The organism is Klebsiella sp. GG_Kp173 (genome assembly GCF_040062415.1).
GTDB lineage: Bacteria > Pseudomonadota > Gammaproteobacteria > Enterobacterales > Enterobacteriaceae > Klebsiella > Klebsiella quasipneumoniae.
The window spans coordinates 25,426-50,493 of record NZ_JBEAFZ010000027.1 but is presented as its reverse complement, the minus strand read 5'-3'; the positions used below and the strand labels follow the sequence as shown (position 1 = coordinate 50,493).

Annotated in this window: 24 protein-coding genes and 1 pseudogene; 14 read left to right on the top strand and 11 right to left on the bottom strand. The window is 59.5% G+C overall.

What is annotated here, in order from left to right; translation table 11 throughout:
* The first annotated feature begins 12 nt into the window (after window positions 1-12).
* Complete coding sequence (locus ABLU50_RS14355) at window positions 13-843, top strand: ABC transporter substrate-binding protein (protein WP_087832839.1); 831 nt, start codon at window positions 13-15, stop codon at window positions 841-843.
* A gap of 5 nt (window positions 844-848) precedes the next feature.
* Window positions 849-1,580 (top strand): class II aldolase and adducin N-terminal domain-containing protein, encoded by a 732-nt coding sequence (locus ABLU50_RS14350; RefSeq protein WP_017898742.1) that lies wholly within the window; start codon window positions 849-851, stop codon window positions 1,578-1,580.
* Between the two features lie 18 nt (window positions 1,581-1,598).
* Here the strand turns inward: ABLU50_RS14350 and ABLU50_RS14345 are convergent, their stop codons facing one another.
* Window positions 1,599-2,489: an oxidoreductase gene (locus ABLU50_RS14345; RefSeq protein ID WP_032455923.1), complete on the bottom strand. Its 891-nt coding sequence runs from the start codon at window positions 2,487-2,489 to the stop codon at window positions 1,599-1,601.
* A 123-nt stretch (window positions 2,490-2,612) separates the two neighbouring features.
* Window positions 2,613-4,112, bottom strand: coding sequence for an aldehyde dehydrogenase family protein (locus ABLU50_RS14340; protein ID WP_048294657.1), 1,500 nt, complete (start codon window positions 4,110-4,112; stop codon window positions 2,613-2,615).
* A gap of 235 nt (window positions 4,113-4,347) precedes the next feature.
* On the opposite strand from ABLU50_RS14340, the gene feaR reads away from it, so the two are divergent.
* Window positions 4,348-5,250, top strand: coding sequence for a transcriptional regulator FeaR (feaR, locus tag ABLU50_RS14335; protein WP_087832838.1), 903 nt, complete (start codon window positions 4,348-4,350; stop codon window positions 5,248-5,250).
* Here feaR and ABLU50_RS14330 read toward each other — a convergent pair whose 3' ends face one another.
* The 3 genes from ABLU50_RS14330 to ABLU50_RS14320 are packed head-to-tail and all read right to left on the bottom strand — an operon-like array spanning window position 5,251 to window position 8,403.
* On the bottom strand, window positions 5,251-5,574 hold the full coding sequence (locus ABLU50_RS14330; RefSeq protein ID WP_004204018.1) for a YdbL family protein: 324 nt from the start codon (window positions 5,572-5,574) through the stop codon (window positions 5,251-5,253). It abuts the gene before it with no gap.
* A 7-nt stretch (window positions 5,575-5,581) separates the two neighbouring features.
* A complete protein-coding gene (locus tag ABLU50_RS14325; RefSeq protein WP_049093723.1) occupies window positions 5,582-5,767 on the bottom strand; it encodes a YnbE family lipoprotein in 186 nt (61 codons plus the stop codon).
* On the bottom strand, window positions 5,764-8,403 hold the full coding sequence (locus ABLU50_RS14320) for a YdbH family protein (RefSeq protein WP_087832837.1): 2,640 nt from the start codon (window positions 8,401-8,403) through the stop codon (window positions 5,764-5,766). Before ABLU50_RS14320 ends, ABLU50_RS14325 begins: the two co-directional genes overlap by 4 nt.
* 206 nt (window positions 8,404-8,609) lie before the next feature.
* On the opposite strand from ABLU50_RS14320, the gene ABLU50_RS14315 reads away from it, so the two are divergent.
* From ABLU50_RS14315 to hslJ, 3 genes are all read left to right on the top strand, one after another.
* Window positions 8,610-9,110, top strand: a complete 501-nt coding sequence (locus ABLU50_RS14315; RefSeq protein WP_004204015.1) for a DedA family protein — start codon at window positions 8,610-8,612, stop codon at window positions 9,108-9,110.
* Window positions 9,111-9,258: 148 nt separating this feature from the next.
* The gene (locus tag ABLU50_RS14310) at window positions 9,259-10,248 is read left to right on the top strand and encodes a 2-hydroxyacid dehydrogenase (RefSeq protein WP_004204014.1); all 990 of its coding nucleotides are present in this window, start codon (window positions 9,259-9,261) and stop codon (window positions 10,246-10,248) included.
* A 123-nt stretch (window positions 10,249-10,371) separates the two neighbouring features.
* Window positions 10,372-10,812: a heat shock protein HslJ gene (gene hslJ / locus ABLU50_RS14305; RefSeq protein WP_004204013.1), complete on the top strand. Its 441-nt coding sequence runs from the start codon at window positions 10,372-10,374 to the stop codon at window positions 10,810-10,812.
* A 31-nt stretch (window positions 10,813-10,843) separates the two neighbouring features.
* Here the strand turns inward: hslJ and ABLU50_RS14300 are convergent, their stop codons facing one another.
* On the bottom strand, window positions 10,844-11,107 hold the full coding sequence (locus ABLU50_RS14300; protein WP_004140155.1) for a DUF333 domain-containing protein: 264 nt from the start codon (window positions 11,105-11,107) through the stop codon (window positions 10,844-10,846).
* 361 nt (window positions 11,108-11,468) lie between these two features.
* Between ABLU50_RS14300 and nifJ the strand changes: the two genes are divergently transcribed.
* Both nifJ and ompK37 read left to right on the top strand, forming a co-directional pair.
* A complete protein-coding gene (nifJ, locus tag ABLU50_RS14295) occupies window positions 11,469-14,996 on the top strand; it encodes a pyruvate:ferredoxin (flavodoxin) oxidoreductase (protein WP_087832836.1) in 3,528 nt (1,175 codons plus the stop codon).
* 357 nt (window positions 14,997-15,353) lie between these two features.
* Entirely contained in the window at window positions 15,354-16,478 is a 1,125-nt protein-coding gene (gene ompK37, locus ABLU50_RS14290) for a porin OmpK37 (RefSeq protein ID WP_087832835.1), read from the top strand.
* Here ompK37 and ABLU50_RS14285 read toward each other — a convergent pair.
* A complete protein-coding gene (locus tag ABLU50_RS14285; RefSeq protein ID WP_160326403.1) occupies window positions 16,466-16,624 on the bottom strand; it encodes a hypothetical protein in 159 nt (52 codons plus the stop codon). The genes ompK37 and ABLU50_RS14285 overlap by 13 nt on opposite strands.
* On the opposite strand from ABLU50_RS14285, the gene ABLU50_RS14280 reads away from it, so the two are divergent.
* The 3 genes from ABLU50_RS14280 to ttcA all read left to right on the top strand — a co-directional run bounded on the left by ABLU50_RS14280 (window position 16,623) and on the right by ttcA (window position 18,520).
* Entirely contained in the window at window positions 16,623-16,835 is a 213-nt protein-coding gene (locus ABLU50_RS14280; protein ID WP_048294652.1) for a KTSC domain-containing protein, read from the top strand. The genes ABLU50_RS14285 and ABLU50_RS14280 overlap by 2 nt on opposite strands.
* Window positions 16,836-16,916: 81 nt before the next feature.
* Window positions 16,917-17,351 carry a universal stress protein UspF gene (uspF, locus tag ABLU50_RS14275; protein ID WP_017898748.1) on the top strand — a complete coding sequence of 145 codons (435 nt, stop codon included), beginning with the start codon at window positions 16,917-16,919 and terminating at the stop codon, window positions 17,349-17,351.
* A gap of 233 nt (window positions 17,352-17,584) precedes the next feature.
* Window positions 17,585-18,520 (top strand): tRNA 2-thiocytidine(32) synthetase TtcA, encoded by a 936-nt coding sequence (ttcA, locus tag ABLU50_RS14270; RefSeq protein WP_069603594.1) that lies wholly within the window; start codon window positions 17,585-17,587, stop codon window positions 18,518-18,520.
* 45 nt (window positions 18,521-18,565) lie between these two features.
* Here ttcA and dbpA read toward each other — a convergent pair whose 3' ends face one another.
* The 3 genes from dbpA to zntB all read right to left on the bottom strand — a co-directional run bounded on the left by dbpA (window position 18,566) and on the right by zntB (window position 21,449).
* Window positions 18,566-19,939 carry an ATP-dependent RNA helicase DbpA gene (gene dbpA / locus ABLU50_RS14265; protein ID WP_087832834.1) on the bottom strand — a complete coding sequence of 458 codons (1,374 nt, stop codon included), beginning with the start codon at window positions 19,937-19,939 and terminating at the stop codon, window positions 18,566-18,568.
* A 14-nt stretch (window positions 19,940-19,953) separates the two neighbouring features.
* Window positions 19,954-20,148, bottom strand: a complete 195-nt coding sequence (locus ABLU50_RS14260; protein WP_071592553.1) for a hypothetical protein — start codon at window positions 20,146-20,148, stop codon at window positions 19,954-19,956.
* Window positions 20,149-20,465: 317 nt separating this feature from the next.
* Window positions 20,466-21,449, bottom strand: coding sequence for a zinc transporter ZntB (gene zntB, locus ABLU50_RS14255; protein WP_004203984.1), 984 nt, complete (start codon window positions 21,447-21,449; stop codon window positions 20,466-20,468).
* Between the two features lie 278 nt (window positions 21,450-21,727).
* Here zntB and ABLU50_RS14250 point away from each other — a divergent pair.
* The 3 genes and pseudogenes from ABLU50_RS14250 to ABLU50_RS14240 all read left to right on the top strand — a co-directional run bounded on the left by ABLU50_RS14250 (window position 21,728) and on the right by ABLU50_RS14240 (window position 23,983).
* Window positions 21,728-22,471: pseudogene (locus ABLU50_RS14250) on the top strand (DeoR/GlpR family DNA-binding transcription regulator).
* Window positions 22,434-23,552, top strand: coding sequence for an oxidoreductase (locus ABLU50_RS14245; protein WP_117434977.1), 1,119 nt, complete (start codon window positions 22,434-22,436; stop codon window positions 23,550-23,552). The pseudogene ABLU50_RS14250 and the gene ABLU50_RS14245 overlap by 38 nt, the downstream one beginning before the upstream one ends.
* Window positions 23,553-23,788: 236 nt before the next feature.
* The gene (locus tag ABLU50_RS14240) at window positions 23,789-23,983 is read left to right on the top strand and encodes a hypothetical protein (protein ID WP_004203980.1); all 195 of its coding nucleotides are present in this window, start codon (window positions 23,789-23,791) and stop codon (window positions 23,981-23,983) included.
* A 112-nt stretch (window positions 23,984-24,095) separates the two neighbouring features.
* Here ABLU50_RS14240 and ABLU50_RS14235 read toward each other — a convergent pair whose 3' ends face one another.
* Window positions 24,096-24,845: a hypothetical protein gene (locus ABLU50_RS14235; RefSeq protein ID WP_087832833.1), complete on the bottom strand. Its 750-nt coding sequence runs from the start codon at window positions 24,843-24,845 to the stop codon at window positions 24,096-24,098.
* Window positions 24,846-25,068: the final 223 nt, after the last annotated feature.

The window sequence follows — 25,068 nt, the reverse complement described above, 5'->3', positions numbered from 1 at the left end:
TCCGGAGGTTTTATGACACGCTATTTAGCACCACGCCCGCTGGCTCTGCTGCTCTGCGCAGCGGGGGCTCTGACATCCCTGAACGCGCTGGCCTTCCAGCAAAGCGGCAAGATCACCGCCGGTTCGGACATGACCTTTTTCCCTTACGAGTACATGGAGAACAACAAACCGGCGGGGTTTGATATTGAACTGCTCGACGGTCTGGCGAAGAGCATGGGCCGCGAGGCGGTGAATATCGACACCCGCTTCCCCAACCTGATCCCCGGACTGCAGGGCGGGCGCTTCGATATCACCAACTCGTCGATGTACATTACCGCCGAGCGCCTGAAGGTGATCGACATGGTGCCGTACCTGAAAAGCGGGGAAGCGATCCTCGCCCGCAAAGGGAGCGACTACCAGCCCAAGACGCCGGAAGACTTCTGCGGGCATAAAATCGGCTCGATGGGCGCCACCTCGTGGCTGGCGCAGTTGCAGAAGCTTTCCGCCGACTACTGCGTGAAGAAAGGGCTGAAGCCAATTGCGCTGAGCGTCTATACCACCGACCCGCAGACCACCCAGGCGCTGCTGTCCCGCGCAGTGGATGCGCAGATCACCGACGCCGCCGTGGCGCGCGGGGTGGTGGAAAAGCTGGGCGACCGGGTGGCGATCTCCTCTGACACCCTGATCTATCCGGTGCTGAACGGCTTTGGCGTTAAAAAAGGCAACACGGAGGTGAAAACCGCCCTCGAACAGGCGCTGAAAAAATACAGCGCGACGCCGGAATATGCCGCCTTGCTGAAGAAATATCACTTCCAGGCGCCGACGGCAGAGGATCTGCAGACCCTGATGCCGAAAGCGGAGTAATGCCCATGCGCGATTCCGATGAAGAGCAGATCCGCATCGACCTGGCGGCCACCTTTCGCATCATTGCCCATCTCGGCATGCATGAGGCGGTGGCCAACCATTTCAGCGCCGCGCTCTCCGCTGACGGGAAAACGTTTTTACTCAACCCGAAGTGGAAACACTTTTCGCGCATCCGCGCCAGCGATCTGCTGGTGCTGCACGCCGATGATGAACGTTGCGCCGCGCGACCTGACGTCGATGCCACCGCGTGGGCCATTCACGGGCAGATCCATCAGCGACTGCCCGACGTGCGGGTGGTGCTGCATCTGCACCCGGTGTACACCACCAGCCTCGCCTGTCTGGCGACGCCGCAGATCCTACCCATCGACCAGAACACGGCCCGCTATTTTAAGCGGGTCGCCGTCGATACCCTGTACGGCGGGATGGCGGACACCGCGGCAGAAGGCGCACGGCTGGCAGGGCTGCTGACGGATAAACGCCGTCTGCTGATGGGCAACCATGGGGTGCTGGTGACCGCTCCGACTATCGGCGAAGCGTTCGACGATATCTGGACCCTGGAGCGCGCCTGTCAGATCCTGATCACCGCCTGGTCAACCGGCCAGCCGCTGAAGGTGCTGTCGGACGCGGTGGCGGAAAAAACCGCCCAGGACTGGGAGAAAATTGCCGATTTCTCCCGGCAGCACTTTGCCGAGATGAAGCAGTTGATGATCGACCTCGATCCCTCCCTGGTGGATTAACCCCGCGCCAGCCCGGGGTCAGCCCGGGCCGTCGCTGGCCGCCGCCAGCAGCGGCACGATGATATCGCTGAGCGGCGTCGGTATACCGTGTTGACGCCCGCGACGCTGTACCACCCCGTTACGAATATCCCACTCCAGCGGTCGGCCATGCAGGCGATCGATCAGAATAGAGGTGCTTAAGTCGGCAGGCGCCCGATGAAAGCCGGCGATGATCTCCTCCGGCACACTGTCGCTCAGGACGGCCCCTTCCGCCCGCGCCACCTGCAGGCATTCGCGCAGATAGGCCAGTCCGAGGGCGGTGATCTCCTCCCGGGCGAACATCCCGGCGCGTCGTCCGGTCAGCACCATCAGTCCGGCGACGGCGTTCTGCAGCAGTTTACGCCAGGCGACGCTGGTAAAATCCGCCGCCAGCTCCACCGCGCAGTGGGTTCCCGCCAGCGCCTGCTGCACCCGCTCCGCCCCCGGCAGATCCGGCAGCGTCAGTCGCGGCGCGGCGCGCAGCCAGACCGAAGCATCGGCGTCGCGCTGCGCCGGAAACCAGACCACCGACGGCAGCACCGTCGCGCCGCCGGTCAAAGGGGCAAACTGCTGGCGCTGCTCGACGCCGTTTTGCAGCACGCACACCACGGTGTCTGGCGAACACAGGGCCGCCAGCCACGGGGCGATGGCCTCCGTCTGGGTGGCCTTCACCGCGACAAACACCAGGTCGAAGGGGGCGGCTATCGCCGTCGGGTCGGTGAGCACCGGGCCGGGCACCACGATCTCACCCTCATCAGTGCGCAGCACCAGCGACGAATGGGCAGTGCGCCCGCAGACCACCGGCGCCCTCCCCACCGCAAACAGGGCGGCGGCGATCGTGGTGCCGATGGCGCCGGGACCAATTAGTGCAACTTCAGGAAATGCAGTCATGCCGAAGTCCTCCTCATCATTCTCCGCCCTGCGCGGGCAAAGATTGCCCTTCACAGTAGCGAGAAAGAGCGGAGGTCGGCAAGCGGGACGTCGGGAAAGCGATGCGCCTTCCCCGACGGAGGGCTAGTAACGCACGCAGACGGATTTAGTTTCGCACCAGCCGTCGAGCCAGTCCGGGCCGAAATCGCGACCGGTGCCGGACTGCTTCATGCCGCCGAACGGCAGGTTGGCGTCAATCAGGGTATGACTGTTGACCCATACCGTCCCGGCCTGCAGGCGATCGGTATAGTTGAGAGCCTGGGTCAGGTCGCGGGTCCAGACGCTGGCGGTCAGGCCAAAATCGCTGTCATTGGCCAGGCGCAGCGCCTCCTCGCCGTCGGCCACCCGCACCAGGTTCACCACCGGGCCAAACACCTCCTCGCGGGTAAGGCGCAGCCCGGCGTCCGGGTTGACCACCAGCGTCGGCGGAATATAGTACCCCCCGGCATCCGGCCCGGCGCTGCCGCTGATAAGCTCCGCCTTCTGCTGTCGGGCCTCTTCAAGGTAGGCCGCCACCTTGTCGCAGTGGGCCCGGGAGACCACCGGGTTGATCTGCGCCGTCTCCAGCATCCCCGGCCCTACCTGCAGTGATTTCACCGCCTGCTCGAAGCCGCTGACCAGGGTGTCAAACAGCGGCGCTTCAATGTAGATCCGCGAGCTGGCGGCGCAGACCTGCCCCTGGTTAAGGAAGCTGCCGGTCATCAGCCCCTCAATGACCCACTGGGGATCGGCGTCTTTAAGCACAATCGCCGGGTTCTTGCCGCCCAGCTCCAGCGTCACGCGGGTCAGGCGGTCGGCGGCCACCCGCGCAATCTGTTTCCCGGTGGCCGTCGAGCCGGTAAAGCTCACCTTCGCCACCTGCGGATGGGCGGTCAGCGCCGCACCGCAGCCGGCACCGCTGCCGGTGACCACGTTGAACACCCCGTCAGGAATGCCCGCCTGGGTCGCCAGCTCCGCCACCCGCAGCAGGGTCAGCGGGGTGGTTTCTGAGGGTTTAATGACGATCGAACAACCCGCCGCCAGCGCCGGCATCACCTTCCACATACCGATCATCAGCGGGAAATTCCACGGAACGATGCCCGCCACTACCCCCACCGGCTCTTTTTTGGTCCACGCCTGATAACGCGCCCCTTGCGGGAACGGGATCGAGACGTCCAGCGTCCGGCCGCTGATTTTGGTAGTCAGCCCGGCGGTGTAGCGCATCCAGTTCAGGGTGCAGCCGACCTCGAAGGCGCGGGAGATGGCGATGGATTTACCCTGTTCAAGGGTTTCCAGCTGCGCCAGCTCCTCGCCGTGCTGCTCCACCAGATCGGCAAAGCGCAGCAGGATGCGCTCGCGGTCGGCCGGGGTGCGCCCGGCCCAGCGGCGGTCGACGAAGGCACGCCAGGCGGACATCACCGCCCGGTCAACATCCGCCGGGCTGGCGTCGGCGGTGGTGGCGATTGCCTGCCCGGTGGCCGGATCCCAGACGGTTAACCGGTTTTCGCTCTGCGCGGCGCAGGGGGCGCCGTCGATATACAGGCCATGCTGACGGTCTAAAAACTGCTGGACGCTGGCAAGCAGCGCTATCTGAGAGGTGGACATACCCTTTCCTTATTCTTCGCGGATAGTGCTTTCAGTCTATGTCCGGTTGGCGGCTGGCGCTTTTTTCTCTGTGACATTCGTTTGCGCCGCTGTGACAGTCGCCGCAATTCCGTCGCCTGCCCTGACAGAAATGTGCCGCAGGTAATAGTTCTTTCATATACCCGTCATCGCGCCCTTGCCTGAGGCGGCATAAATGCAACAATGCAGAAACATTATTATTACAGGAGAAGGGCGAATGATGACCACGGCTGAGGGGGGGCTGGCGTACCAGCGCTGGCTGGCGACGATCAATCAGGTCTGCGGCCATTTCGCCGCCCGGCCGGTGGAGGGCCGCTTTCACGGCGAGATTGACGCCCGCTACGCCGGCAGCCTCAAGGTCAGCACGGTCACCGCCGCCGGCGTCAATCTCTACCGCACGCGCAATGAGATAAAACGCGATAACGACGCCTGGTTCTATACCGTGTTTCAGCTCGCAGGCGAAGCGGTGATCGAACAGGACGATCGCCAGGTGACCCTGGCGGCGGGGGATATCACGTTGATCGATGCCGCCCGCCCGTGCTCTATCGTCTGGCAGCAGACCTCGCGTCAGGCTTCGCTGCTGCTGCCGCGCCAGCGGGTGGCGCCGACGGGCGAGATAGTTACCGCCTGCCGGCTGGATAAGTCTCTGCCGATGGTACAGCTCAGCCAGCGACTGCTGCTGGAGAGTATGGGCGGCACGGCGCTCTCCGCCAGCGAAAGTGAAGCGGCGCTGGAGGCGATCGCCTGCCTGTTGCGCCCGGTGCTGCGCCAGCGTGAGCCGACCCCGTCCCGGCGGGACAAGCAGTTTCAGAAGATAATAGCGTTAATCGACGCATCCATTCAGTCGGAGCATCTGCGGCCGGAGTGGCTGGCCAGCGAGATGGGAATGTCGGTGCGCAGCCTCTATCGGCTGTTTGCCGACAAAGGGCTGGTGGTGGCGCAGTATATTAAGAACCGGCGGCTGGATCTGTGCGCCCGGGCGTTACAGAACGTCCACGATGACGAAAAGCTGGCGGGGATCGGCTACCGCTGGGGATTCAGCGACCATAGCCATTTCTCCACCGCCTTTAAGCAGCGCTTTGGCGTCTCGCCGGGCGAATACCGCAAGCGCTGCCGCTAATTATTTGCGCAGCCACTGGCCGTTTAGCCCCTGAACGTACTCGCCGGGTTGAGCGCGGGCCACCAGCTTCTGTCCGGCCATTTTCGCTACCTCATCCACCGGCAGATTGTTGTCATCCGCCAGCTGCTGGTAGCTTTCACTGCGCGCGGCGTTGATCTGTTTCACCAGCGCCAGCGTCTCTTTATCCTGACGCAGCGGCGCCAGATAGCCGTTCAGCGTCTCCCCCACCCGCCCCTGCTGGCGCGCTTCGCTCAGGGTTAACGCCAGCGCGGGCGCGCTGAGCAGAGTCAGCGCCAGCGCCGCGGTTAACAGTCGTTTTCTCATCGTCGCCTCAGAACAAATCGCTGCGGGATTTCAGCAGGTTTTCCACATCCTTATCGACCTTGATATGGATCTCATGCTCAATTTTGACATTCATATTGATGGTGATGGGCTCTTTCGACGCCGCAATTTCGATACGCGGCGTACAGCCGGCGAGCAGCATCGACGCCACCACGGCCAGTAACAGCTTCTTCATTTAAGTTCCTTACATGTCTTACCGTCCGTACAGTGCCGCACGGGCAGCGTGGCATTCTGCTCAAGCCACGCCTGTAAATTGTCGCCAAAGCGTAAACTGCGCCACAGATCGAAAATATTCTCCTCATGAGCGTAGTTTAAATGCACGGTACTGCTTTTCCCGTCCACCCGGCTGGTGCCGTTGATGGCGGCCTTAAGCGTCAGCACGCCCAGATTGTTCAGGTTAATCTGCGTCGATGAACGGGAGATCTCCATATAGCGCAGCCAGTTGATCGCCGCCCCGGCGGAGACGTTGTCCGCCACCAGCGCATCGGCGGTGTCTTTATCCAGCCGCAGGGTCATCGGTCCGTCATTGCGCAGCCAGCCGTCGTGGATAATCCATTGATTGTTCTCCAGCCACAACGGCAGCGCGCCGCTCACCGCCCCGGACATGGCGAACTGCTTCACCTTGACCGCGCTGGTCAGTTCGCTGCTGGAGATGTGCTGCAGACGGATCAGCGCCGGGTCGCGCTGCGGCATGCGCAGCTGCAGCAGGGTCAGCTTGCCGCCTAACAGGTCGACGCTGACGTCGCTAAGCTGCAGTGGATTGGCCTCGCTCCACGGCCAGGTGCCCTGCAGGTCCGCCGTCAGGTTGCGCGCGGTGACCTGGTTGACGATTTCGCCAATGCGTAAGGAGACCGGACGGCGGGTGCCCAGCTGCCAGTGGCCGTCGCTGAAGCGGAACGGCAGGACGAAGTCGACGCCGTTGATCTGGTTATCCGGCATCCAGGCGCTGCCGCCCTTCAGGACGCCATGGCCGCCTGCCTCAAATCCCTGCCCGGCTGCCGCCGAGAAGGCCACCTGCGCATAGAGTGTGCCTTCGCGCAGGTTCATCTTCCAGTCCGGCGGCACCAGCGGCTGGAATACCGTCAGCGACTGTTTTGGCCACCACGCCTGGCCGCGCAGCCGTTCGCCATCCCAGCGCCCGGTCAACCGCACCGGGCCAATGGTATCGGCGTGCAGCGCGCCGGTGAACTGGAACCACGTCGGGTCCCGGCCGTCGAGGGCGAATTTCAGCGTCGATGCCGGAAGATAGCTGCCGCCGGTGAAGGTAGTTTTTGCCGCATCCAGCGACAGCGCGCCGGTCAACCGAGGATGCTCAGCATCGCGCAGCCAGCGGATCGGCTGCTCGAGGGTCAGACGCGGCGTGCTGACCCGCATCGTGCCGTACTCGAGCTTGTCGAAGCCAGTGGAGAGGCTGCTCAGCGTAATGGCATTGTCCCGCCACTCACCGCTGCCCTTCACATCCCAGCGCGCCTGCATCGGGGTGAAATGCCCCTCGCCCCAGTAGCGCCACTGCCAGCGGCCGCTGTCGGGCAGAAAATCGTTCGCCAGACCGTCCAGATGCAACGTAAAGTCGCCCATCTGCTGCTCATGGGCGCGGAGGATCGCCTGCAGGCGGCCATCGACGCCCTGCTGCGTGACCTTTACCCCGGCCAGCGGCCAGCGAATTTCGTCAATGTTCAGCGCGTCGATCACCCGCCCGCGCGAACGCAGCAGCGCCCCGGGGTGAAACGCCAGCTGCGGGCTGACCAGCGACCCGCTGAGCTGGGCCGGCAGCGCGGCGTAAAAGATCATCTCCCCCAGCTTGGCCTCGCCGGTGAGTCGCAGCGGCAGGTCGCTGTTATCCATGCTCAGCTTGCCCGGGCCGATATTCAGCACCGCGTTGCCTTTTCCGGCATGCCCCTCGGTGAGAACATTCAAGCGACCGCTGACGATCATCTGTTCCGTACCCTGCTGCCAGTTACCCACCGACAGCGCCACGCGGCCGCTCAGCGGATACGCCTCGTAGCGGGTGCGCCAGCGGCCGTCGCTGATGGTGATCCGCTCCGGAGTGATCTCCCACGGCAGGTCGAGAATGGGCTCCACCTCGCCGCGCGGGGTGACCAGCAGCTGGCCGCGATTATGCTGCCACGTCAGCTCGGCATCGATCCATTCCGCAGTCTGCGGGAATTCGAAGGTGCCCTGCATCTGGCCATCGACCGGCAGGCCATCCGGCACCAGTGGCAGATGGAAGGTCCCCACCAGCTTCACCGGCGGCTGATCGTCAGCCAGCCGGGCGCTGAACTGGCTGACGGTAAGCGCCTGGCCGCGCAAGCGCGCCTGCAGGCTCAAATCGTTACCGGCAAAGCCGATATCCTGCTGCGCAGGGGTCAGTGACATCACCAGCCGCCCCTGCCATTTTTCCCACGGCGACAGCCGCAGGTTATCAATAGTTAACCAGCTGTAGGGCAGCATCGATTGCCATTCGGCAAGGGTGCGCGGCGATCCGGGCGTGGGATCGCTGGCCGGGAGTTTGCTCAGGCAGGCGCTGTTGATGTCCAGTTGGCCAATATGCAGCCGCCAGCGGCTGGGGCGCGAGAGACGGGCATCGGTCACCCTGGCGAGTTCACACTCGCCCACCAGATAGCGCAGATCGGGGATCAGCAGGGCGGAACGCGTAAGACGCGGGCTCTCCTGCATAGCGATATGAGTGCCCACGGGCAGCCAGATGCCCGCCAGCGTCGGCACCCAGTGGGTCAGCGTCAACAGCAGGGTTAGCGGCAGTAACACCAGCGCTAACACCAGCGCGATGGCGGCTTTATATTTACCCTTCATGGGCAGTTAATATCCTGATTCAACATAAGTAAAAGCCGAAAGGCGCCCATTGTGACACGTTCGACCAGTGAGTGAAAGTTTGCGACCTGTTAAAGCATAGTTGCCAGGCGCTATCGCGGCGCGGCGATCGGCCGTCACCATTTAACTTTTGTTTAAGCACCCCCTGCCACACTCCAGAAAGATAGGTATTGCTTGCGGGAGAGACGGTGTCGTTAATTATCTCGCTCATTGAGAGCGCACAGGGCCACTATCCATTGGTATTACTGATGGTTTTCTTGCTCACTTTCACTAAATCCTGCGCGCTGGTGTCGCTGGCCATCCCGGGCACCTCCGGCCTGCTGCTGCTGGGGACATTCGCTTCCGCCAGCCTCGGTCATTTCCTGCTAATGTGGTCCAGCGCCAGCCTCGGCGCCATCGGCGGATTCTGGCTCTCGTGGTGGTTGGGCGTTCGCTATCGTCACCGCCTTACGCAGTTACGCTGGCTGACCGCCGAGCGGCTGGCCCGCAGCCGACTCTTTTTTCAGCGCCGCGGGCTGTGGGCGGTCTTTTTCAGCCGCTTTCTCTCTCCCCTGCGCGCCACCCTGCCCCTGGTCAGCGGCGCCAGCGGCCTGCCGCTGTGGTCGTTTCAGCTGGCTAACGTCAGCTCCGGTCTGCTGTGGCCGTTTCTGCTGCTCTCCCCCGGCGCTTTAAGCCTGAGTTTGTGGTAAAAAAAACTTTGTCTTTCAAAGAGATTCCTCAAATCCGCGATATGCTCTAGAATTAGGATAAGCACCTGCCATTTAAACTATTTTTTAATAATTGTACGATTATTTTAAATATGCTACCGTGACGTTATAATCACTGGAGAAAAGTCTTATGAAAATCGCGGTTTACAGTACGAAGCAGTACGATAAAAAGTACCTGCAGCACGTGAATGATACCTACGGCTTTGAACTGGAATTCTTCGACTTCCTGCTGACAGAGAAAACCGCCAAAACCGCCAACGGTTGCGAAGCGGTATGCATCTTCGTCAATGATGACGGCAGCCGTCCGGTGCTGGAGGAGCTGAAGGCCCACGGCGTGAAGTATATCGCCCTGCGCTGCGCCGGGTTTAACAACGTCGACCTCGAGGCGGCGAAAGAGCTTGGCCTGCGCGTCGTGCGCGTCCCGGCCTACTCGCCGGAAGCGGTGGCTGAGCATGCGATCGGCATGATGATGTCGCTTAACCGCCGCATCCACCGCGCCTACCAGCGTACCCGTGATGCTAATTTCTCCCTGGAAGGCCTCACCGGTTTCACCATGTATGGCAAAACCGCCGGGGTGATCGGCACCGGGAAAATTGGTGTGGCGATGCTGCGGATCCTCAAAGGTTTTGGCATGCGTCTGCTGGCGTTCGACCCGTACCCAAGCGCCGCCGCGCTGGAGTTGGGGGTGGAATATGTCGACCTCGCCACGCTGTACAAGGAGTCGGACGTGATCTCCCTGCACTGCCCGCTGACCGACGAAAACTACCATCTGCTCAATCGCGGGGCATTCGATCAGATGAAGGACGGAGTGATGGTGATTAACACCAGCCGCGGCGCGCTGATCGACTCCCAGGCGGCCATCGATGCCCTGAAGCACCAAAAAATTGGCGCGCTGGGGCTGGACGTTTATGAGAACGAACGCGATCTGTTCTTCGAAGACAAATCCAACGACGTGATCCAGGATGACGTCTTCCGTCGCCTCTCCGCCTGCCACAACGTGCTGTTCACCGGCCATCAGGCGTTCCTCACCGCCGAGGCGCTGATCAGCATTTCGGAGACCACCCTGGGCAATCTGCAGCAGGTCGCCAACGGTGAAACCTGCCCGAACGCTATCGTCTGATTCCTTTCCCTTTTGTGCTCCTCTCCCCGGGGGGAGCACATTCAGATAATCCCCACAGATCCCCGCTGCGATACCGTTACACTGGCTTTGTTTTATTAGTAATGTGAATGTTTTGGAGTGAAAATGAACAAATTTGCGGCATTACTGGCGGCAGGGTTGCTGCTGTCCGGCTGTGTCTATAACAGTAAGGTGTCCACCGGCGCGGAACAGCTACAGCATCATCGTTTCGTGCTGACCAGCGTCAACGGCCAGGCGGTAAACGCTGGCGACCGGCCGCTGGAGCTGAGCTTCGGCGAGAAGATGGCTATCACCGGCAATATGTATGTTTCGGGCAATATGTGCAACGGCTTCAGCGGGGAAGGTAAGGTGTCGGACGGCGAGCTGAAGGTCAAATCGCTGGCGATGACCCGGATGCTGTGCCACGATGCCCAGCTTAATACCCTTGATGCGACCATTGGTAAGATGCTGCGCGAGGGCGCGCAGGTCGATCTGACGGAAAACCAGTTGACGCTGGCGACCGCCGACCAGACGCTGGTCTATAAGCTCGCCGACCTGATGCACTAGTCGGCGTTTTGAGCCCGCTGCGGGGCTGCCATTAATAGCCGCAGCTTCCGCCCGCCAGCGCCTGCTCGCTGCAGCGTTTACCGTTCGGCAGCGCGCACATGCCAATCGCTGAACCATCGAGCTGACGAGCCACCGATAACGAGCCGCCTATCATGGCGCAGTTGGCCTGACCGGCGTCGCTCATCGCCGCCCGCATTCCTGGCGTGACGTGCGCCGCCGTGGCCTGCTGAACGGGTTCACTACTGCACGCCGACAGCAACAGCGCCGCACACCCCACTAACATCGCAGCTCGCATTTTCTCTCCCCTCAGAAACGTCTTAAAAAGCAAACCCAAGAATAATAGGCAGCGTGGCGCGCGGCGTCGAGAGGTGAAGTACGTATTTATGCGTCTCATTAACATTTTCTAGCAAATTTCTGCGTAAAGGTTGATCTGCACCGGGATAGTCACCGGGCGATGGCTCGCCTTCACGTCCAGAAAAGCTATTTTCTCCGCGAACTGCGCAAAATATTGATCTGGTCACGGGTAGCCGTCGTATTGAGGACACAAATGCAAAAATGGCGGCGCCAACGGTTTGCTAAACTACCTCTTATATAATTACAGGGCGCGTCGCGGTTTCACGCGTCCATTCTTTTGCGCAATGTAAGGGTGTCTTCATATGATTACGATTGATGGTAATGGCGCGGTCGCTTCCGTCGCGTTTCGCACCAGTGAAGTTATCGCCATCTACCCGATCACGCCCAGTTCAACGATGGCGGAACAGGCTGACGCCTGGGCCGGCAATGGGCTGAAAAACGTTTGGGGCGATGTGCCACGCGTGGTCGAAATGCAGTCGGAGGCAGGCGCCATTGGCGCCGTACATGGCGCGCTGCAGACTGGCGCCCTCTCCACGTCCTTTACCTCATCGCAGGGCCTGCTGCTGATGATCCCCACGCTGTACAAACTGGCCGGCCAGCTGATGCCGTTTGTCCTGCACGTCGCCGCCCGCACTGTCGCCACCCACGCGCTGTCGATCTTCGGCGACCATTCCGATGTGATGGCCGTGCGTCAGACCGGGTGCGCCATGCTGTGCGCCAGCAGCGTTCAGGAAGCGCAGGATTTCGCGCTGATATCGCATATCGCCACGCTGCAAAGCCGGGTGCCGTTTATTCATTTCTTTGATGGTTTCCGCACTTCGCACGAAATCAACAAAATCGCCCCGCTGGCGGATGACACGATTCGCGCCCTGCTGCCGCAGGAGAAAATCGCTGAGCATCGCCAGCGCGCGCTTAATCCGGAACACCCGGTGATCCGCGGGACCTCCGCTAACCCTGACACCTACTTCCAGTCGCGGGAGGCCACCAACCCGTGGTACGACGCGGTTTATGATCATGTCGAGAAAGCGATGGATGACTTCGCCGCCGCCACCGGCCGCCAGTACAAACCGTTTGAGTTTTACGGCCATCCGCAGGCGGAACGCGTGATCGTCATTATGGGCTCGGCCATCGGCACCTGCGAAGAGGTGGTCGATGAACTGCTGAGCCGCGGCGAGAAAGTCGGCGTCCTGAAAGTGCGCCTCTATCGCCCATTCTCCGCCGCCCACCTGCTGGCAGCGCTGCCGGAGAGCGCCCGGGCGGTGGCGGTGCTGGATCGCACCAAAGAACCTGGCGCGCACGCGGAGCCACTGTATCTCGACGTGATGACCGCCCTGGCGGAAGCCTTTAACCGCGGCGAGCGCGAGACGCTGCCGCAGACCATCGGCGGCCGCTACGGTCTCTCTTCCAAGGAGTTCGGTCCGGAATGCGTGCTGGCGATATTCCATGAGCTGCAGGCCGCCCAGCCGAAGCCGCGCTTTACCGTCGGTATCTATGACGACGTGACCAACCTGTCGCTGCCGCTGGGCGAAAATACTCTGCCGGCAGAGGCCAAGCTCGAAGCGCTGTTCTACGGCCTCGGCAGCGACGGCAGCGTGTCGGCCACCAAAAACAATATCAAAATCATCGGCAATTCCACCCCGTGGTTCTCCCAGGGGTACTTTGTCTATGACTCGAAGAAGGCGGGCGGCCTGACCGTCTCCCATCTGCGGGTCAGCGAAAAGCCGATTCGTTCTTCGTATCTGATTTCGCAGGCCGATTTCGTTGGCTGCCACCAGCTGCAGTTTATCGATAAATACCAGATGGCTGAGCGGCTGAAGCACGGCGGCATTTTCCTGCTCAACACGCCGTACAGCGCCGATGAAGTCTGGTCCCGCCTGCCGCAGGAAGTGCAGGCCACCCTGAATCAGAAAAAAGCGCGTTTTTACGTGGTCAACGCGGCGAAGATCGCCCGCGAATGTAGCCTCGGGGCGCGCATTAATACCGTGATGCAGATGGCTTTCTTCCATCTGACTCACATCCTGCCTGGCGACAGCGCGCTGGCGGAACTGCAGGCGGCCATCGCCAAAAGCTACAGCAGCAAAGGCCAGGAGCTGGTGGAACGCAACTGGCAGGCGCTGGCCCTGGCCCGCGAGTCGCTGGCGGAAGTGCCGCTGCAACCGGTGAATGCCAACAGTCCGAACCGCCCGCCGGTGGTCTCCGACGCCGCGCCGGATTTCGTCAAAACGGTCACCGCCGCGATGCTGGCCGGTCTCGGCGATGCGCTGCCGGTCTCCGCCCTGCCGCCGGACGGCACCTGGCCCATGGGCACCACGCGCTGGGAGAAACGCAACATCGCCGAAGAGATCCCCATCTGGAAGGAAGCGCTATGTACCCAGTGCAACCACTGCGTCGCCGCCTGCCCGCACTCGGCGATCCGCGCCAAAGTGGTCGCACCGGAAGAGATGGAGAACGCCCCTGCCAGTCTGCACTCGCTGGACGTCAAGTCCCGCGATATGCGCGGGCAGAAATACGTACTGCAGGTCGCCCCGGAAGACTGCACCGGCTGCAACCTGTGCGTGGAAGTGTGCCCGGCAAAAGATCGCCAGAATCCGGAGATCAAGGCCATCAATATGATGTCCCGCCTGGAGCATGTGGAAGAGGAGAAAGTGAATTACGATTACTTCCTCAACCTGCCGGAAATCGACCGCAGCAAACTGGAGCGTATTGATATCCGCACTTCGCAGCTGATCAGCCCGCTGTTTGAATACTCCGGCGCCTGCTCCGGCTGTGGCGAAACGCCGTATATCAAACTGCTGACCCAGCTGTATGGCGACCGGATGCTGATTGCCAATGCCACCGGCTGCTCATCCATTTACGGCGGCAACCTGCCCTCGACCCCGTACACGACCGACGCCAACGGCCGCGGCCCGGCGTGGGCCAACTCGCTGTTTGAGGATAACGCTGAATTCGGGCTCGGCTTCCGCTTAACCGTCGATCAACATCGCCAGCGCGTGATGCGCCTGCTGAGCGAATTCGCCGACCAGCTGCCGGCAGAGCTGAACGCGGCGCTGCATGCCGAGGCGACGCCGGAAGCGCGCCGTGAACAGGTGGCGGCCCTGCGCCAGGCGCTGACCGGCGTGCAAGGCGCTGAAGAGCTGCTGACCGATGCCGACGCGCTGGTGGAGAAATCCGTCTGGCTGATCGGCGGCGACGGCTGGGCCTACGATATCGGCTTCGGCGGCCTGGATCATGTGCTGAGCCTGACGGAAAACGTCAACATTCTGGTGCTGGATACCCAGTGTTACTCCAACACCGGCGGCCAGGCGTCAAAAGCCACCCCGCTGGGGGCGGTCACTAAGTTTGGCGAGCACGGTAAACGCAAGGCGCGCAAAGATCTTGGCGTCAGCATGATGATGTACGGTCATGTCTATGTGGCGCAGATTTCGCTGGGCGCGCAGCTGAACCAGACGGTGAAAGCGATTCAGGAAGCGGAAGCCTATCCGGGGCCGTCGCTGATCATCGCCTACAGTCCTTGCGAAGAGCATGGCTACGATCTGGCGCTCAGCCACGATCAAATGCGTCAGCTGACCGCCACCGGCTTCTGGCCGCTCTACCGCTTCGACCCACGTCGGGCGGAAGAAGGCAAGATCCCGCTGGCGCTGGACTCTCGCCCACCGTCAGACGCCCTGGCTGAGACGCTGCTCAATGAGCAACGCTTCCGTCGCCTGAATGCGCAGCAGCCGGAAGTGGCGGAGCAGCTGTGGAAAGATGCTGCCGCCGACCTGCAGAAACGCTACGACTTCCTCGCCCAGCTGGCTGGCAAAGCGGAGAAATCACCGAGCGAGAGCTAAGGTTATTTTCCATCCCGCAGCCATAAAAAAAGCCCGAACATGAAGTTCGGGCTTGTCGTTTTACCGATAACAAAATCATTCCGCAGAATGCGACGGCAAATAAAAATGCTTGGCATGACAATAAAGGCATATAACGCTCGAATAATACGCGATCAAACTAACCATGTATAATTTTTATTTTGTATATTAGTTGAAGATGTATTCACCATAATTATCACCATTACTTCAGTATTATTTTATTTAGAATTTACTTATATCGTAACAATTGAGTCTTACCATATCTCAGACCGCTCCTTTAGCATGAGTTCACTTCCTTCCCGGAAGCTAAAACATAAAAACAGTTAAAGGAATTTCTTCATGAAAAGAAAAGTACTGGCCCTCGTTATTCCGGCTTTATTAGCCGCTGGCGCCGCACATGCGGCGGAAATTTATAATAAAGACGGAAATAAATTAGATGTCTATGGCAAGGTAGACGGTCTGCACTATTTCTCCAGCGACTCGAAAAAAGACGGCGACCAAACTTACGTTCGCTTTGGCTTTAAAGGCGAAACCCAGATCAACGATATGCTCACCGGTTACGGCCAGTGGGAATACAACGTTCAGGCCAACAATACCGAAAGCGCCGGCGATCAGGCGTGGACCCGTCTGGCCTTCGCCGGTATCAAAGTGGGCGATTACGGTTCCTTCGACTACGGTCGTAACTACGGCGTGCTGTACGACGTCGAAGGCTGGACCGATATGCTGCCGGAGTTCGGCGGCGACTCCTACACCTATGCGGATAACTTTATGGCAGGCCGCGCCAACGGCGTCGCGACCTACCGTAACAGCGACTTCTTCGGTCTGGTAGACGGTCTGAACTTCGCCCTGCAGTATCAGGGTAAAAACGAAGGCCAGAACGCCCAGGACATCAACGTCGGCACCAACAACCGCAGCAGCAACAGCGATGTTCGCTTTGACAACGGCGACGGTTTCGGTCTCTCTACCTCCTATAACTTCGGCATGGGCATCAGCGCGGCAGCGGCCTACACCTCATCTGACCGTACTAACGACCAGATGACCCAGACCAACGCCCGTGGCGATAAAGCTGAAGCCTGGACCGCTGGCCTGAAGTACGACGCCAACAATATCTACCTGGCGACCATGTACTCTGAAACCCGCAACATGACCCCTTACGGCAACGACGGCGTGGCCAACAAAACGCAAAACTTCGAAGCCACCGCTCAGTATCAGTTCGACTTTGGTCTGCGTCCGGCTATCTCCTATCTGCAGTCCAAAGGCAAAGATCTCTATAATACCGGCAGCTACGCCGATAAAGATCTGGTCAAATATATGGACGTCGGCGCCACCTATTACTTCAACCGTAATATGTCCACCTACGTTGATTACAAAATCAATCTGCTGGATGACAACGACAGCTTCTACAAAGACAACGGTATCTCTACCGACAACATCGTCGCGTTGGGCCTGGTTTACCAGTTCTGATGCGCCAGCCCGCCGGTTCCGGCGGGCTTTCTCTCTCTTTGCATCGCACCAGCTAAAACAAAACAATATATCCCACCGCTTAAAATAAGCGTCCGTTTAGTGATATAGTCGTGCTCAGTCAGTGCCTGCCCGAGGACGTCCATCATGCATCATCACCCGGTAAAATCTTCCCGAATTATCTCTGTCGCCTATGATGACGCCTCCGCCACGCTGGAAATTTGTTTTTATCACCAGCCGCCGTTGCAATATACCGGCGTTCCACCGCGTATTTTTCGTGACTTTTTACAGGTGGTGTCAAAAGGTCGCTTTTATGACGGCGTGATAAAGGGAAAATTTCCCGAACACAAGCCACGTTAATGTCAAAGTGTGACTGCGGTCATGATACAAAACGTGCCATAATGCCATACAATATGAGGGGATACTTAAACAGGAGGTTTTATGAGCAGAATGATTCTTGTCCCCATCGATATCTCTGATAAAGAATTTACTGAACGCATTATCAGTCACGTTGAATCGGAAGCGCGGATTGACGACGCGGAGGTCCATTTCCTCTCCGTTATCCCTTCCCTGCCTTATTATGCCTCACTGGGAATGGCCTATACCGCCGAACTGCCTGGTATGGATGAGCTGCGTGAAGGAACGGAAACGCAGCTTAAAGAACTCGCGAAACAGTTCTCTATCCCGGAAGATCGGAAACATTTTCACGTTGCCGAAGGATCGCCAAAAGATAAGATCCTGGCCCTCGCCAAGTCGCTACCCGCCGACCTGGTGATCATCGCTTCGCACCGGCCGGATATCACCACCTATCTGCTGGGCTCCAACGCCGCCGCGGTGGTCCGCCACGCCGAGTGCTCGGTGCTGGTCGTCCGCTAGCGCCATAGCCCGCCGCCCGGCGGGCTGTTTATTTTTACTTCTGCTCCACCAGCTTGCCTGCCCGCAGCGGAAAGTGCCGGAAAGATGCTGACATTCCGCCCCTGAATCCGTACCATACACGCCACGGTTGTCTGTCAGACCTCATTAATTGCTACGCGCCAGCGCCACGTTGCCCAGCGGCTGGCACAACGCGTGCTCTTCTGATGCCACACTATGAATTGAGCCACTATTACATGCTGCAAAATCAAGAAATTAGTAAAAAAGAAAAATACAACATCGATAAGCTGCAGAAACGTCTGCGCCGCAACGTCGGTGAGGCGATCGCCGACTTCAATATGATTGAAGATGGCGACCGCATTATGGTTTGTCTGTCAGGCGGCAAGGACAGCTATACCATGCTGGAGATCCTGCGTAACCTGCAGAAAAGCGCGCCCATCTCCTTCTCGCTGGTGGCGGTGAACCTCGACCAGAAACAGCCTGGGTTCCCGGAGCATATTCTGCCGGCGTATCTTGAGCAGCTGGGCGTTGAATATAAGATTGTTGAAGAGAACACCTACGGCATCGTCAAAGAGAAGATCCCGGAAGGGAAAACCACCTGCTCGCTGTGCTCTCGCCTGCGTCGCGGCATTCTCTACCGTACCGCCACCGAACTTGGCGCCACCAAGATTGCCCTCGGCCATCATCGCGACGACATCCTGCAGACGCTGTTCCTGAATATGTTCTACGGCGGCAAAATGAAAGGAATGCCGCCGAAGCTGATGAGCGACGACGGCAAACACATCGTTATCCGCCCGCTGGCCTACTGCCGCGAAAAGGACATCGAGCGCTTCTCCCAGGCCAAGGGCTTCCCGATCATTCCTTGCAACCTGTGCGGTTCGCAGCCTAACCTGCAGCGCCAGGTGATCGCCGATATGCTTCGCGACTGGGATAAGCGTTATCCGGGACGCATTGAAACCATGTTTAGCGCAATGCAGAACGTGGTGCCTTCGCACTTGAGCGACGTTAATCTGTTTGATTTTAAAGGCATCACCCACGGCTCCGAGGTAGTGGACGGCGGCGATTTAGCGTTTGACAGGGAAGAGATTCCCCTGCAGCCTGCCGGCTGGCAGCCGGAGGAAGAGGACGCCCGGTTGGATGAGCTGCGTCTGAACGTAGTGGAAGTGAAGTAACCTGCAAGCGTCTCAGGCCGCCGCCTGAGACGCGCTATTCTGCCCTTACTTCAGCAGTCGTACGCGGCAGGCTTTGCCTTTGATCTTGCCGTTTTGTAACTGCTTATACGCCTTCTGCACCATATTCTGGCGGATCGCCACATAGACGTGGGCCGGGTGGACGTTAATTTTGCCGATATCGGCGCCATCAAATCCCATATCACCGGTCAACGCCCCCAGCACATCCCCCGGGCGCATTTTCGCCTTTTTTCCGCCGTCGATGCACAGCGTCGCCATCTCCGCCGTCAGCGGCGTAATAGCGTTGCCCGCCGGCGCCGGCAGCCAGTTGAGGGATAACTGCAGCATGTCGGCCAGAATGGTGGCGCGCTGCGCCTCTTCCGGCGCGCAAAAGCTGATAGCCAGACCTTGTTCGCCGGCGCGGGCGGTACGGCCGATGCGGTGCACATGCACTTCCGGATCCCAGGCCAGCTCGAAGTTCACCACCAGCGCGAGAGATTTGATGTCCAGGCCGCGGGCAGCGACATCGGTCGCCACCAGAACCCGGACGCTGCCGTTCGCGAAGCGCACCAGCGTTTGATCGCGGTCGCGCTGCTCGAGGTCACCGTGCAGCGATAATGCGCTCTGCCCGGCGGCGTTGAGCGCATCGCAGACCGCCTGGCAATCGCGCTTGGTATTGCAGAACACCACGCAGGACGCCGGCTGATGCTGGCTGAGCAGACGCTGGAGCAGCGCAATCTTATCGTGGCGGGAAACCTCAAAGAACTGCTGTTCTATAGCCGGTAACGCATCGACGCTGTCAATCTCAATCGTTTCCGGATGACGCTGCACCCGGCCGCTGATCGCCGCGATTGCCGCAGGCCAGGTGGCGGAAAACAGCAGCGTCTGCCGGTCAGCCGGCGCGAAGCGGATCACCTCGTCGATGGCGTCGCTGAAGCCCATGTCAAGCATGCGGTCCGCTTCATCCATCACCAGGGTCTGCAGCGCGTCGAGAGAGACCGTCCCCTTCTGCAGATGATCGAGCAGACGGCCCGGAGTGGCGACGATAATATGCGGGGCGTGCTGCAGTGAATCGCGCTGGGCGCCAAACGGCTGCCCGCCGCAGAGCATCAAAATCTTGATGTTCGGCAGGCAGCGCGCCAGACGGCGCAGCTCGCCGGCAACCTGATCGGCCAGTTCCCGGGTCGGACACAGCACCAGCGACTGGGTCTCAAAGCGCGACGGATCGATATGATGCAACAGACCCAGCCCGAAGGCGGCCGTTTTTCCGCTGCCGGTTTTTGCCTGCACGCGCACATCTTTCCCCGCGAGGATCGCCGGCAGGGCGGCGGCCTGAACCGGCGTCATCGACAGATAACCCAGCTCGTTAAGGTTGGCTAATTGGGCGGCAGGTAAAACAGTCAGGGTAGAAAAAGCGGTCACAATGTATTCTCGTATTAAAGGACAGACGATCTGCAGGCGCGTATCCTCGCAGATCTCCGCGCCTGATGCGACAATTTAATCGGCTCTTCATCAGGCGGCGGATCGGGCTGCGGCTGCGGACGCGGTCGTGGATCGGGTAAAGGAACCGGATCGTTCGGCTCGGGCGAGATGGGGATAGACTGGGCTGTCAGCCCTGAAGCGTAATGCATAGTGGCCTCCCGGAAAGTGATACGGGCGTACCCGCAGGCGTAAACGGCCTGAAGACCGTCGGGTGTCTTAGTAAGCGTAGAAGCTGGTCAGGAGAGCGCAAAAAAAAAGCCGACTCAACAAAGTCGGCGTCGTACGAATCAATTGTGCTATGCAGTAATTCAAAAAAGGAAGTAAGACAATATGGAGCGCAACGCCCATCGCTTGACGTTGCATTCACCTGCGAGAGAGATATTGCCCTGAATGGGTAGAGGGTTTATTGATTTCGCTCAAACATTGCCGGGTTTTCCCGGCATCATCGCTGCTAAAAGGCGATTCTTTACAACCATTTACTGCGATGTAACCACCATGCAACACCACCGATGACAACGACTAACATCAGGCAGAAGAGGCTAAACCCCAGATGCCAGCTGTTGCCAGGGATCCCGCCGAGGTTGACACCGAACAGGCCGGTTAAAAAGGTGCTGGGCAGAAACACCATCGCCATCAACGACATCGTATAGGTCCGCCGCGCCAGCGACTCCTGCATAATCTGGGCGATCTCATCGCTCATGATCGCCGTCCGGGCGATGCAGCTGTCGATCTCATCCAGCCCGCGCCCCAGCCGCTCGGCGATATCCTGCATCCGCCGCCGCTGATCGTCGCTCATCCACGGCAGGCGCTCGCTGGCCAGCCGGGCGTAAACATCGCGCTGCGGCGCCATATACCGGCGCATCACGATCAGCTGTTTACGCAGCAGGGCAAGGAAACCGCGCGGTGGCACCTGCTGATCGAGCAGGTCGTCTTCGAGGTCGATTATTCGGTCGTGCAGTTGTTCAATAAACTCACTGGCATGATCGGTCAGCGCGTCGCAGACTTCCACCAGCCAGCTGCCGCAGTCCGTCGGCCCATTGCCCTCCTTCAGGTCGCCCAGCACATCGTCGAGCGCCAGCACTTTGCGCTGACGAGTGGAGACGATCAGCCGCTCATCCATATAGAGACGCATCGCCACCAGCTGGTCTGGGCGTTCATCGGTGCTGCCGTTGATGCAGCGCAGGGTGATCAGCGCCCCGTCGCCGATCCGCGTTACCCGTGGTCGGGTGCTCTCGCCTGCCAGGGCATCGCGCACGTTATTGGGCAGTAGCGGGGTGGCCGCCAGCCAGTCGGCGCTGTCGCTATGGGTATAGTTGAGATGCAGCCAGCAGGGCTTCTCTTTGTCGATAATATCGTTATCGGCGAGCGGCTTCACGCCCCCCTGCCCGTCGAGCACCCACGCGAAGATCGCGTCCGGTATCTGCAACTCCGAGCCTTTAATCGCGTCCACTCAACCTCCGTTAATCCATGCCTGTCACATTGCACGCACTCTGTATAAGGTACGCGAAAGCGCGCTTTTTCGCTGTTTATTGCCCGGTGAAAGGGGCTAATCGCTTCATTAAAAAGCGCTTTCCCCCGGGCCGCGCCCACCTTCCTCATTTAACGTTAAAGTGTAGTGAAATCAAGTTCTTCAGGTTTTGCGCGCCTCAGTGCGACTTTTTGCGGTTTATTTTGCGACTTTATGCTGTATTATGCCGCTTATTGCGTCAACTTGCGGAGTCTCTCGTTATGCACAAGCTCGCCCGACAAAAACACATCCTCGACCGGCTAAGTGAAACCGGTCAGCTGAGCATCAGCGAACTGGTTGATGCGCTGCAGGTGTCGGCCGATACCATACGCCGGGATCTCAGCGAGCTGGAAAACTAGGGCGTACTGCAGAAAAGCCACGGCGGCGCCATCGCGCTTAACGTCCCGGCGATGACGCGCCAGGGAAGAAACGCCCTGCTCCCCGGAACCAAGCAGCGTCTCGGCCAGCAGGTCGCCGCGCGCATCCCCTCCGGCTCGACGCTGTTTCTCGACGCCGGCAGCACACTGCTGGCCGTCGCTAGCCAGCTGAAAGGCCCCATGACCGTGATCACCGCTTCGCTGGATATCGCCCAGCTGTTTAGCGACCGCGCCGATATCCAGCTCATTCTGCTTGGCGGCCAGTGGGACAGTGAGCAGCGGCTGTTCGCCGGCAGCGCCACGCTGTCGCTGGTGGCGCGCTACCGCGCCGATATCGCGATTCTCGGCGCCTGCGCGTTGCATGCCGAGCTTGGACTGAGCGCCAGCCAGGAGGCCGATGCCGACGTAAAACGCGCCATGCTCGCCGCCAGCGCGGAACACTGGCTGGTGGCGGACCATACCAAAGTCAACCATTGCGAACCCTGGCTGGTGGCCGGTCTCAGCGACATTCACCATCTTTTCCTCGATCGTCCCTGGCCTGAGCTGGGGGATGACCCTGCCCTCTCTGTACATATTGCTGACGCTTAACAACGCGGAGAACCTGATGAGTAACAACACGATAAATATCGCCCTGATTGGCTATGGCTTCGTCGGTAAGACCTTCCACGCGCCGCTTATCCGTTCGGTGCCGGGCCTGAACCTGGCCTTCGTCGCCTCGCGTGATGAAGAAAAAGTCAAACGCGACCTGCCGGACGTCACGGTGATCGCCTCCGCGGAAGCGGCGGTCCAGCATCCGGATGTCGATCTGGTGGTCATCGCCTCCCCCAACGCCACGCACGCGCCGCTGGCCCGCCTGGCGCTGAACGCCGGCAAGCATGTGGTGGTGGACAAACCCTTTACCCTTGATATGCAGGAGGCCCGGGAGCTGATCGCCCTGGCGCAGGAGAAACAGCGCCTGCTCTCCGTCTTCCATAACCGCCGCTGGGACAGCGACTATCTCGGGATCCGTCAGGTTATTGAGCAGGGCGTCATCGGCACGGTGAAACATTTTGAGTCCCATTTCGACCGTTTCCGCCCGGAAGTCCGCGTCCGCTGGCGCGAGCAGAACGTCCCCGGCAGCGGCTTATGGTTCGATTTGGGCCCGCACCTGATCGATCAGGCGCTGCAGCTGTTTGGTCTGCCGCAGTCGGTACAGGGCAACATCGCCACCCTGCGCGACGGCGCGGAGATCAACGACTGGGCGCATGTGGTGTTAAACTACCCGGCGCATAAAGCGATCCTGCACTGTAGCATGCTGGTCGCGGGGGGCTCCTCGCGCTTTACCGTGCATGGCGATAAAGGCAGCGTTGTCAAAGCGCGGGCCGACCAGCAGGAGAGCCAGCTGCTGGCGGGTGTGGTACCGGGAAGCGCCGGCTGGGGTCAGGATGATGACAAGCTGGTGATCTATGACGCCTCGCTGCAGGCCCAAACTCAGCCTACTCCGCCGGGCGATCAGCGCCAGTACTATATGCAGATCCGCGACGCGCTGAAGGGCCAGATCGCCAATCCGGTGCCGCCGGTTGAAGCGCTGGCGGTAATGGCCGTTCTGGAAGCGGCGGTGCGTTCCGCGGAAAGCGGCGTGGCGCAGACCCTCGACCTGACCGCCGACGAGCGCAACGCGCTGCGCTAAGCCTGTCGCTACTCCGGTTATCTGCGCGGCCCGCAGGTAACCGGGTCACCGCGCTGACTCCAGAAATAATCACTGCCTGTCAGCAGATTATCCTTTCTTTATCCTGCCTTTTTGCGTAAAGCACCGCTGGAAATTTCAGCCAATTGGGAGGAGGATAGAGAACAGATCGATCGTGATGAGAAAAAGGTTGCTGACGCTGTGGACGCGGTGACCGCAATACCGGACAGGAGAAGCTCATGTACTACACGTTAGGAGATACCACTCTCCATTTTTATCGCTATCAGTGCAAATTTTACGTCGCCCACTGGGAAGGAGGGAACGTGATGGACGAAAAATTTAAACCGTTTATCGAGCAGATCACTGAGAAGACCGGGCTGGACGCGAAGCGCGTCGAGACCGCCGCGCGCGATTATTTTACTAACGTGGATTAACAGGCAGCCTGTTGCTGTATACCAAAGGCCAGGCCGACGCGCCTGCCGTTGATGTTTCCCCTTCCGCCGCCAGGGATCTCGTTGCCGCTGGCGGCTTTTCTTCCTGCCGGCGCTAAACGGTGGTCAGTTTTGCAAGGATCGCGGCGAAGGTGTCGCTGACGTTATCGCCGGCGAGCATTTTTTTGCGCAAGGTGATACTTCTGCCTGTCGACGGGATGAGCAGCCGGACTTTCGCATCATGACTGCCGCGCTCAGCGAGAACTACATCGCGCAAAGGAATAATGTAGGTGTCGGCATAGAGACCCGGCGTAAATATCATCGACTCGCCGCTGACGCCAATCACCACCCGATTCTGCAGACGATAGCCGTTGCACAGCGCCAGAATACCGGCGGCAATAAATACGCCGCCAATACCCATGCCAATCATTAAGATAATTATCCCGGCGATGAGCGCCAGCGCTCCCTGCGGATAAAAAGCGGATGCATTAAAGGTTAATAGCTGGTGATTATCGTCGCGGCCCATCGCCCCGGTTGTTGACCGCCACGGGGTAAAACCGGCGTTAATCCGCGTTTGAAAGCTGAACAGGCTGCCGACCAGAAAGATCATACTGATGGGGATCATCACGATACCGCCAATAAAGGCCAGCACAATGGCCAGATAAGGATAGCGGCCAGACAGCATAATGCTGAGCACCTGAACCACCACGGCGATAAACAGGGCAAGAACCAGCCAGGACCACATGCTGTCCACCCGACTATGGAAATTCAGTTGTCCTTCATCGAGTAATAAATTACGCGCGACAAAACAGATAATAATATTGACGAACAGGCCAATCCAGGCCAGCTTGTGCACATGCTTCATACCCTACTCCATTATGTATTTTACCATTCCATTTCCAGGCATTATAAAATAAAGACTTAATGCCGGCTGGATAGTAGCAAAGCGGTACACAAGATCAATAAAAAGCGCGCGGTCACCTCACATTCTCATTTATATTAAGCGTGATATTGTTAGTTATCATTTATCGTAATTATATAAACCATCCTATATATTGGCGCTATATGTTTTCAGCGCAATAATATCG

What these genes read in the sequence shown, in the direction of transcription:
- ABLU50_RS14355 (WP_087832839.1), top strand. Translation starts at nt 13, where the DNA reads ATGACACGCTATTTAGCACCACGCCCGCTGGCTCTGCTGCTCTGCGCA.
- ABLU50_RS14350 (WP_017898742.1), top strand. Translation starts at nt 849, where the DNA reads ATGCGCGATTCCGATGAAGAGCAGATCCGCATCGACCTGGCGGCCACC.
- ABLU50_RS14345 (WP_032455923.1), bottom strand. Translation starts at nt 2,489, where the DNA reads ATGACTGCATTTCCTGAAGTTGCACTAATTGGTCCCGGCGCCATCGGC.
- ABLU50_RS14340 (WP_048294657.1), bottom strand. Translation starts at nt 4,112, where the DNA reads ATGTCCACCTCTCAGATAGCGCTGCTTGCCAGCGTCCAGCAGTTTTTA.
- feaR (WP_087832838.1), top strand. Translation starts at nt 4,348, where the DNA reads ATGATGACCACGGCTGAGGGGGGGCTGGCGTACCAGCGCTGGCTGGCG.
- ABLU50_RS14330 (WP_004204018.1), bottom strand. Translation starts at nt 5,574, where the DNA reads ATGAGAAAACGACTGTTAACCGCGGCGCTGGCGCTGACTCTGCTCAGC.
- ABLU50_RS14325 (WP_049093723.1), bottom strand. Translation starts at nt 5,767, where the DNA reads ATGAAGAAGCTGTTACTGGCCGTGGTGGCGTCGATGCTGCTCGCCGGC.
- ABLU50_RS14320 (WP_087832837.1), bottom strand. Translation starts at nt 8,403, where the DNA reads ATGAAGGGTAAATATAAAGCCGCCATCGCGCTGGTGTTAGCGCTGGTG.
- ABLU50_RS14310 (WP_004204014.1), top strand. Translation starts at nt 9,259, where the DNA reads ATGAAAATCGCGGTTTACAGTACGAAGCAGTACGATAAAAAGTACCTG.
- hslJ (WP_004204013.1), top strand. Translation starts at nt 10,372, where the DNA reads ATGAACAAATTTGCGGCATTACTGGCGGCAGGGTTGCTGCTGTCCGGC.
- ABLU50_RS14300 (WP_004140155.1), bottom strand. Translation starts at nt 11,107, where the DNA reads ATGCGAGCTGCGATGTTAGTGGGGTGTGCGGCGCTGTTGCTGTCGGCG.
- nifJ (WP_087832836.1), top strand. Translation starts at nt 11,469, where the DNA reads ATGATTACGATTGATGGTAATGGCGCGGTCGCTTCCGTCGCGTTTCGC.
- ompK37 (WP_087832835.1), top strand. Translation starts at nt 15,354, where the DNA reads ATGAAAAGAAAAGTACTGGCCCTCGTTATTCCGGCTTTATTAGCCGCT.
- ABLU50_RS14280 (WP_048294652.1), top strand. Translation starts at nt 16,623, where the DNA reads ATGCATCATCACCCGGTAAAATCTTCCCGAATTATCTCTGTCGCCTAT.
- ABLU50_RS14285 (WP_160326403.1), bottom strand. Translation starts at nt 16,624, where the DNA reads ATGATGGACGTCCTCGGGCAGGCACTGACTGAGCACGACTATATCACT.
- uspF (WP_017898748.1), top strand. Translation starts at nt 16,917, where the DNA reads ATGAGCAGAATGATTCTTGTCCCCATCGATATCTCTGATAAAGAATTT.
- ttcA (WP_069603594.1), top strand. Translation starts at nt 17,585, where the DNA reads ATGCTGCAAAATCAAGAAATTAGTAAAAAAGAAAAATACAACATCGAT.
- ABLU50_RS14260 (WP_071592553.1), bottom strand. Translation starts at nt 20,148, where the DNA reads ATGCATTACGCTTCAGGGCTGACAGCCCAGTCTATCCCCATCTCGCCC.
- ABLU50_RS14245 (WP_117434977.1), top strand. Translation starts at nt 22,434, where the DNA reads ATGACCCTGCCCTCTCTGTACATATTGCTGACGCTTAACAACGCGGAG.
- ABLU50_RS14240 (WP_004203980.1), top strand. Translation starts at nt 23,789, where the DNA reads ATGTACTACACGTTAGGAGATACCACTCTCCATTTTTATCGCTATCAG.
- ABLU50_RS14235 (WP_087832833.1), bottom strand. Translation starts at nt 24,845, where the DNA reads ATGAAGCATGTGCACAAGCTGGCCTGGATTGGCCTGTTCGTCAATATT.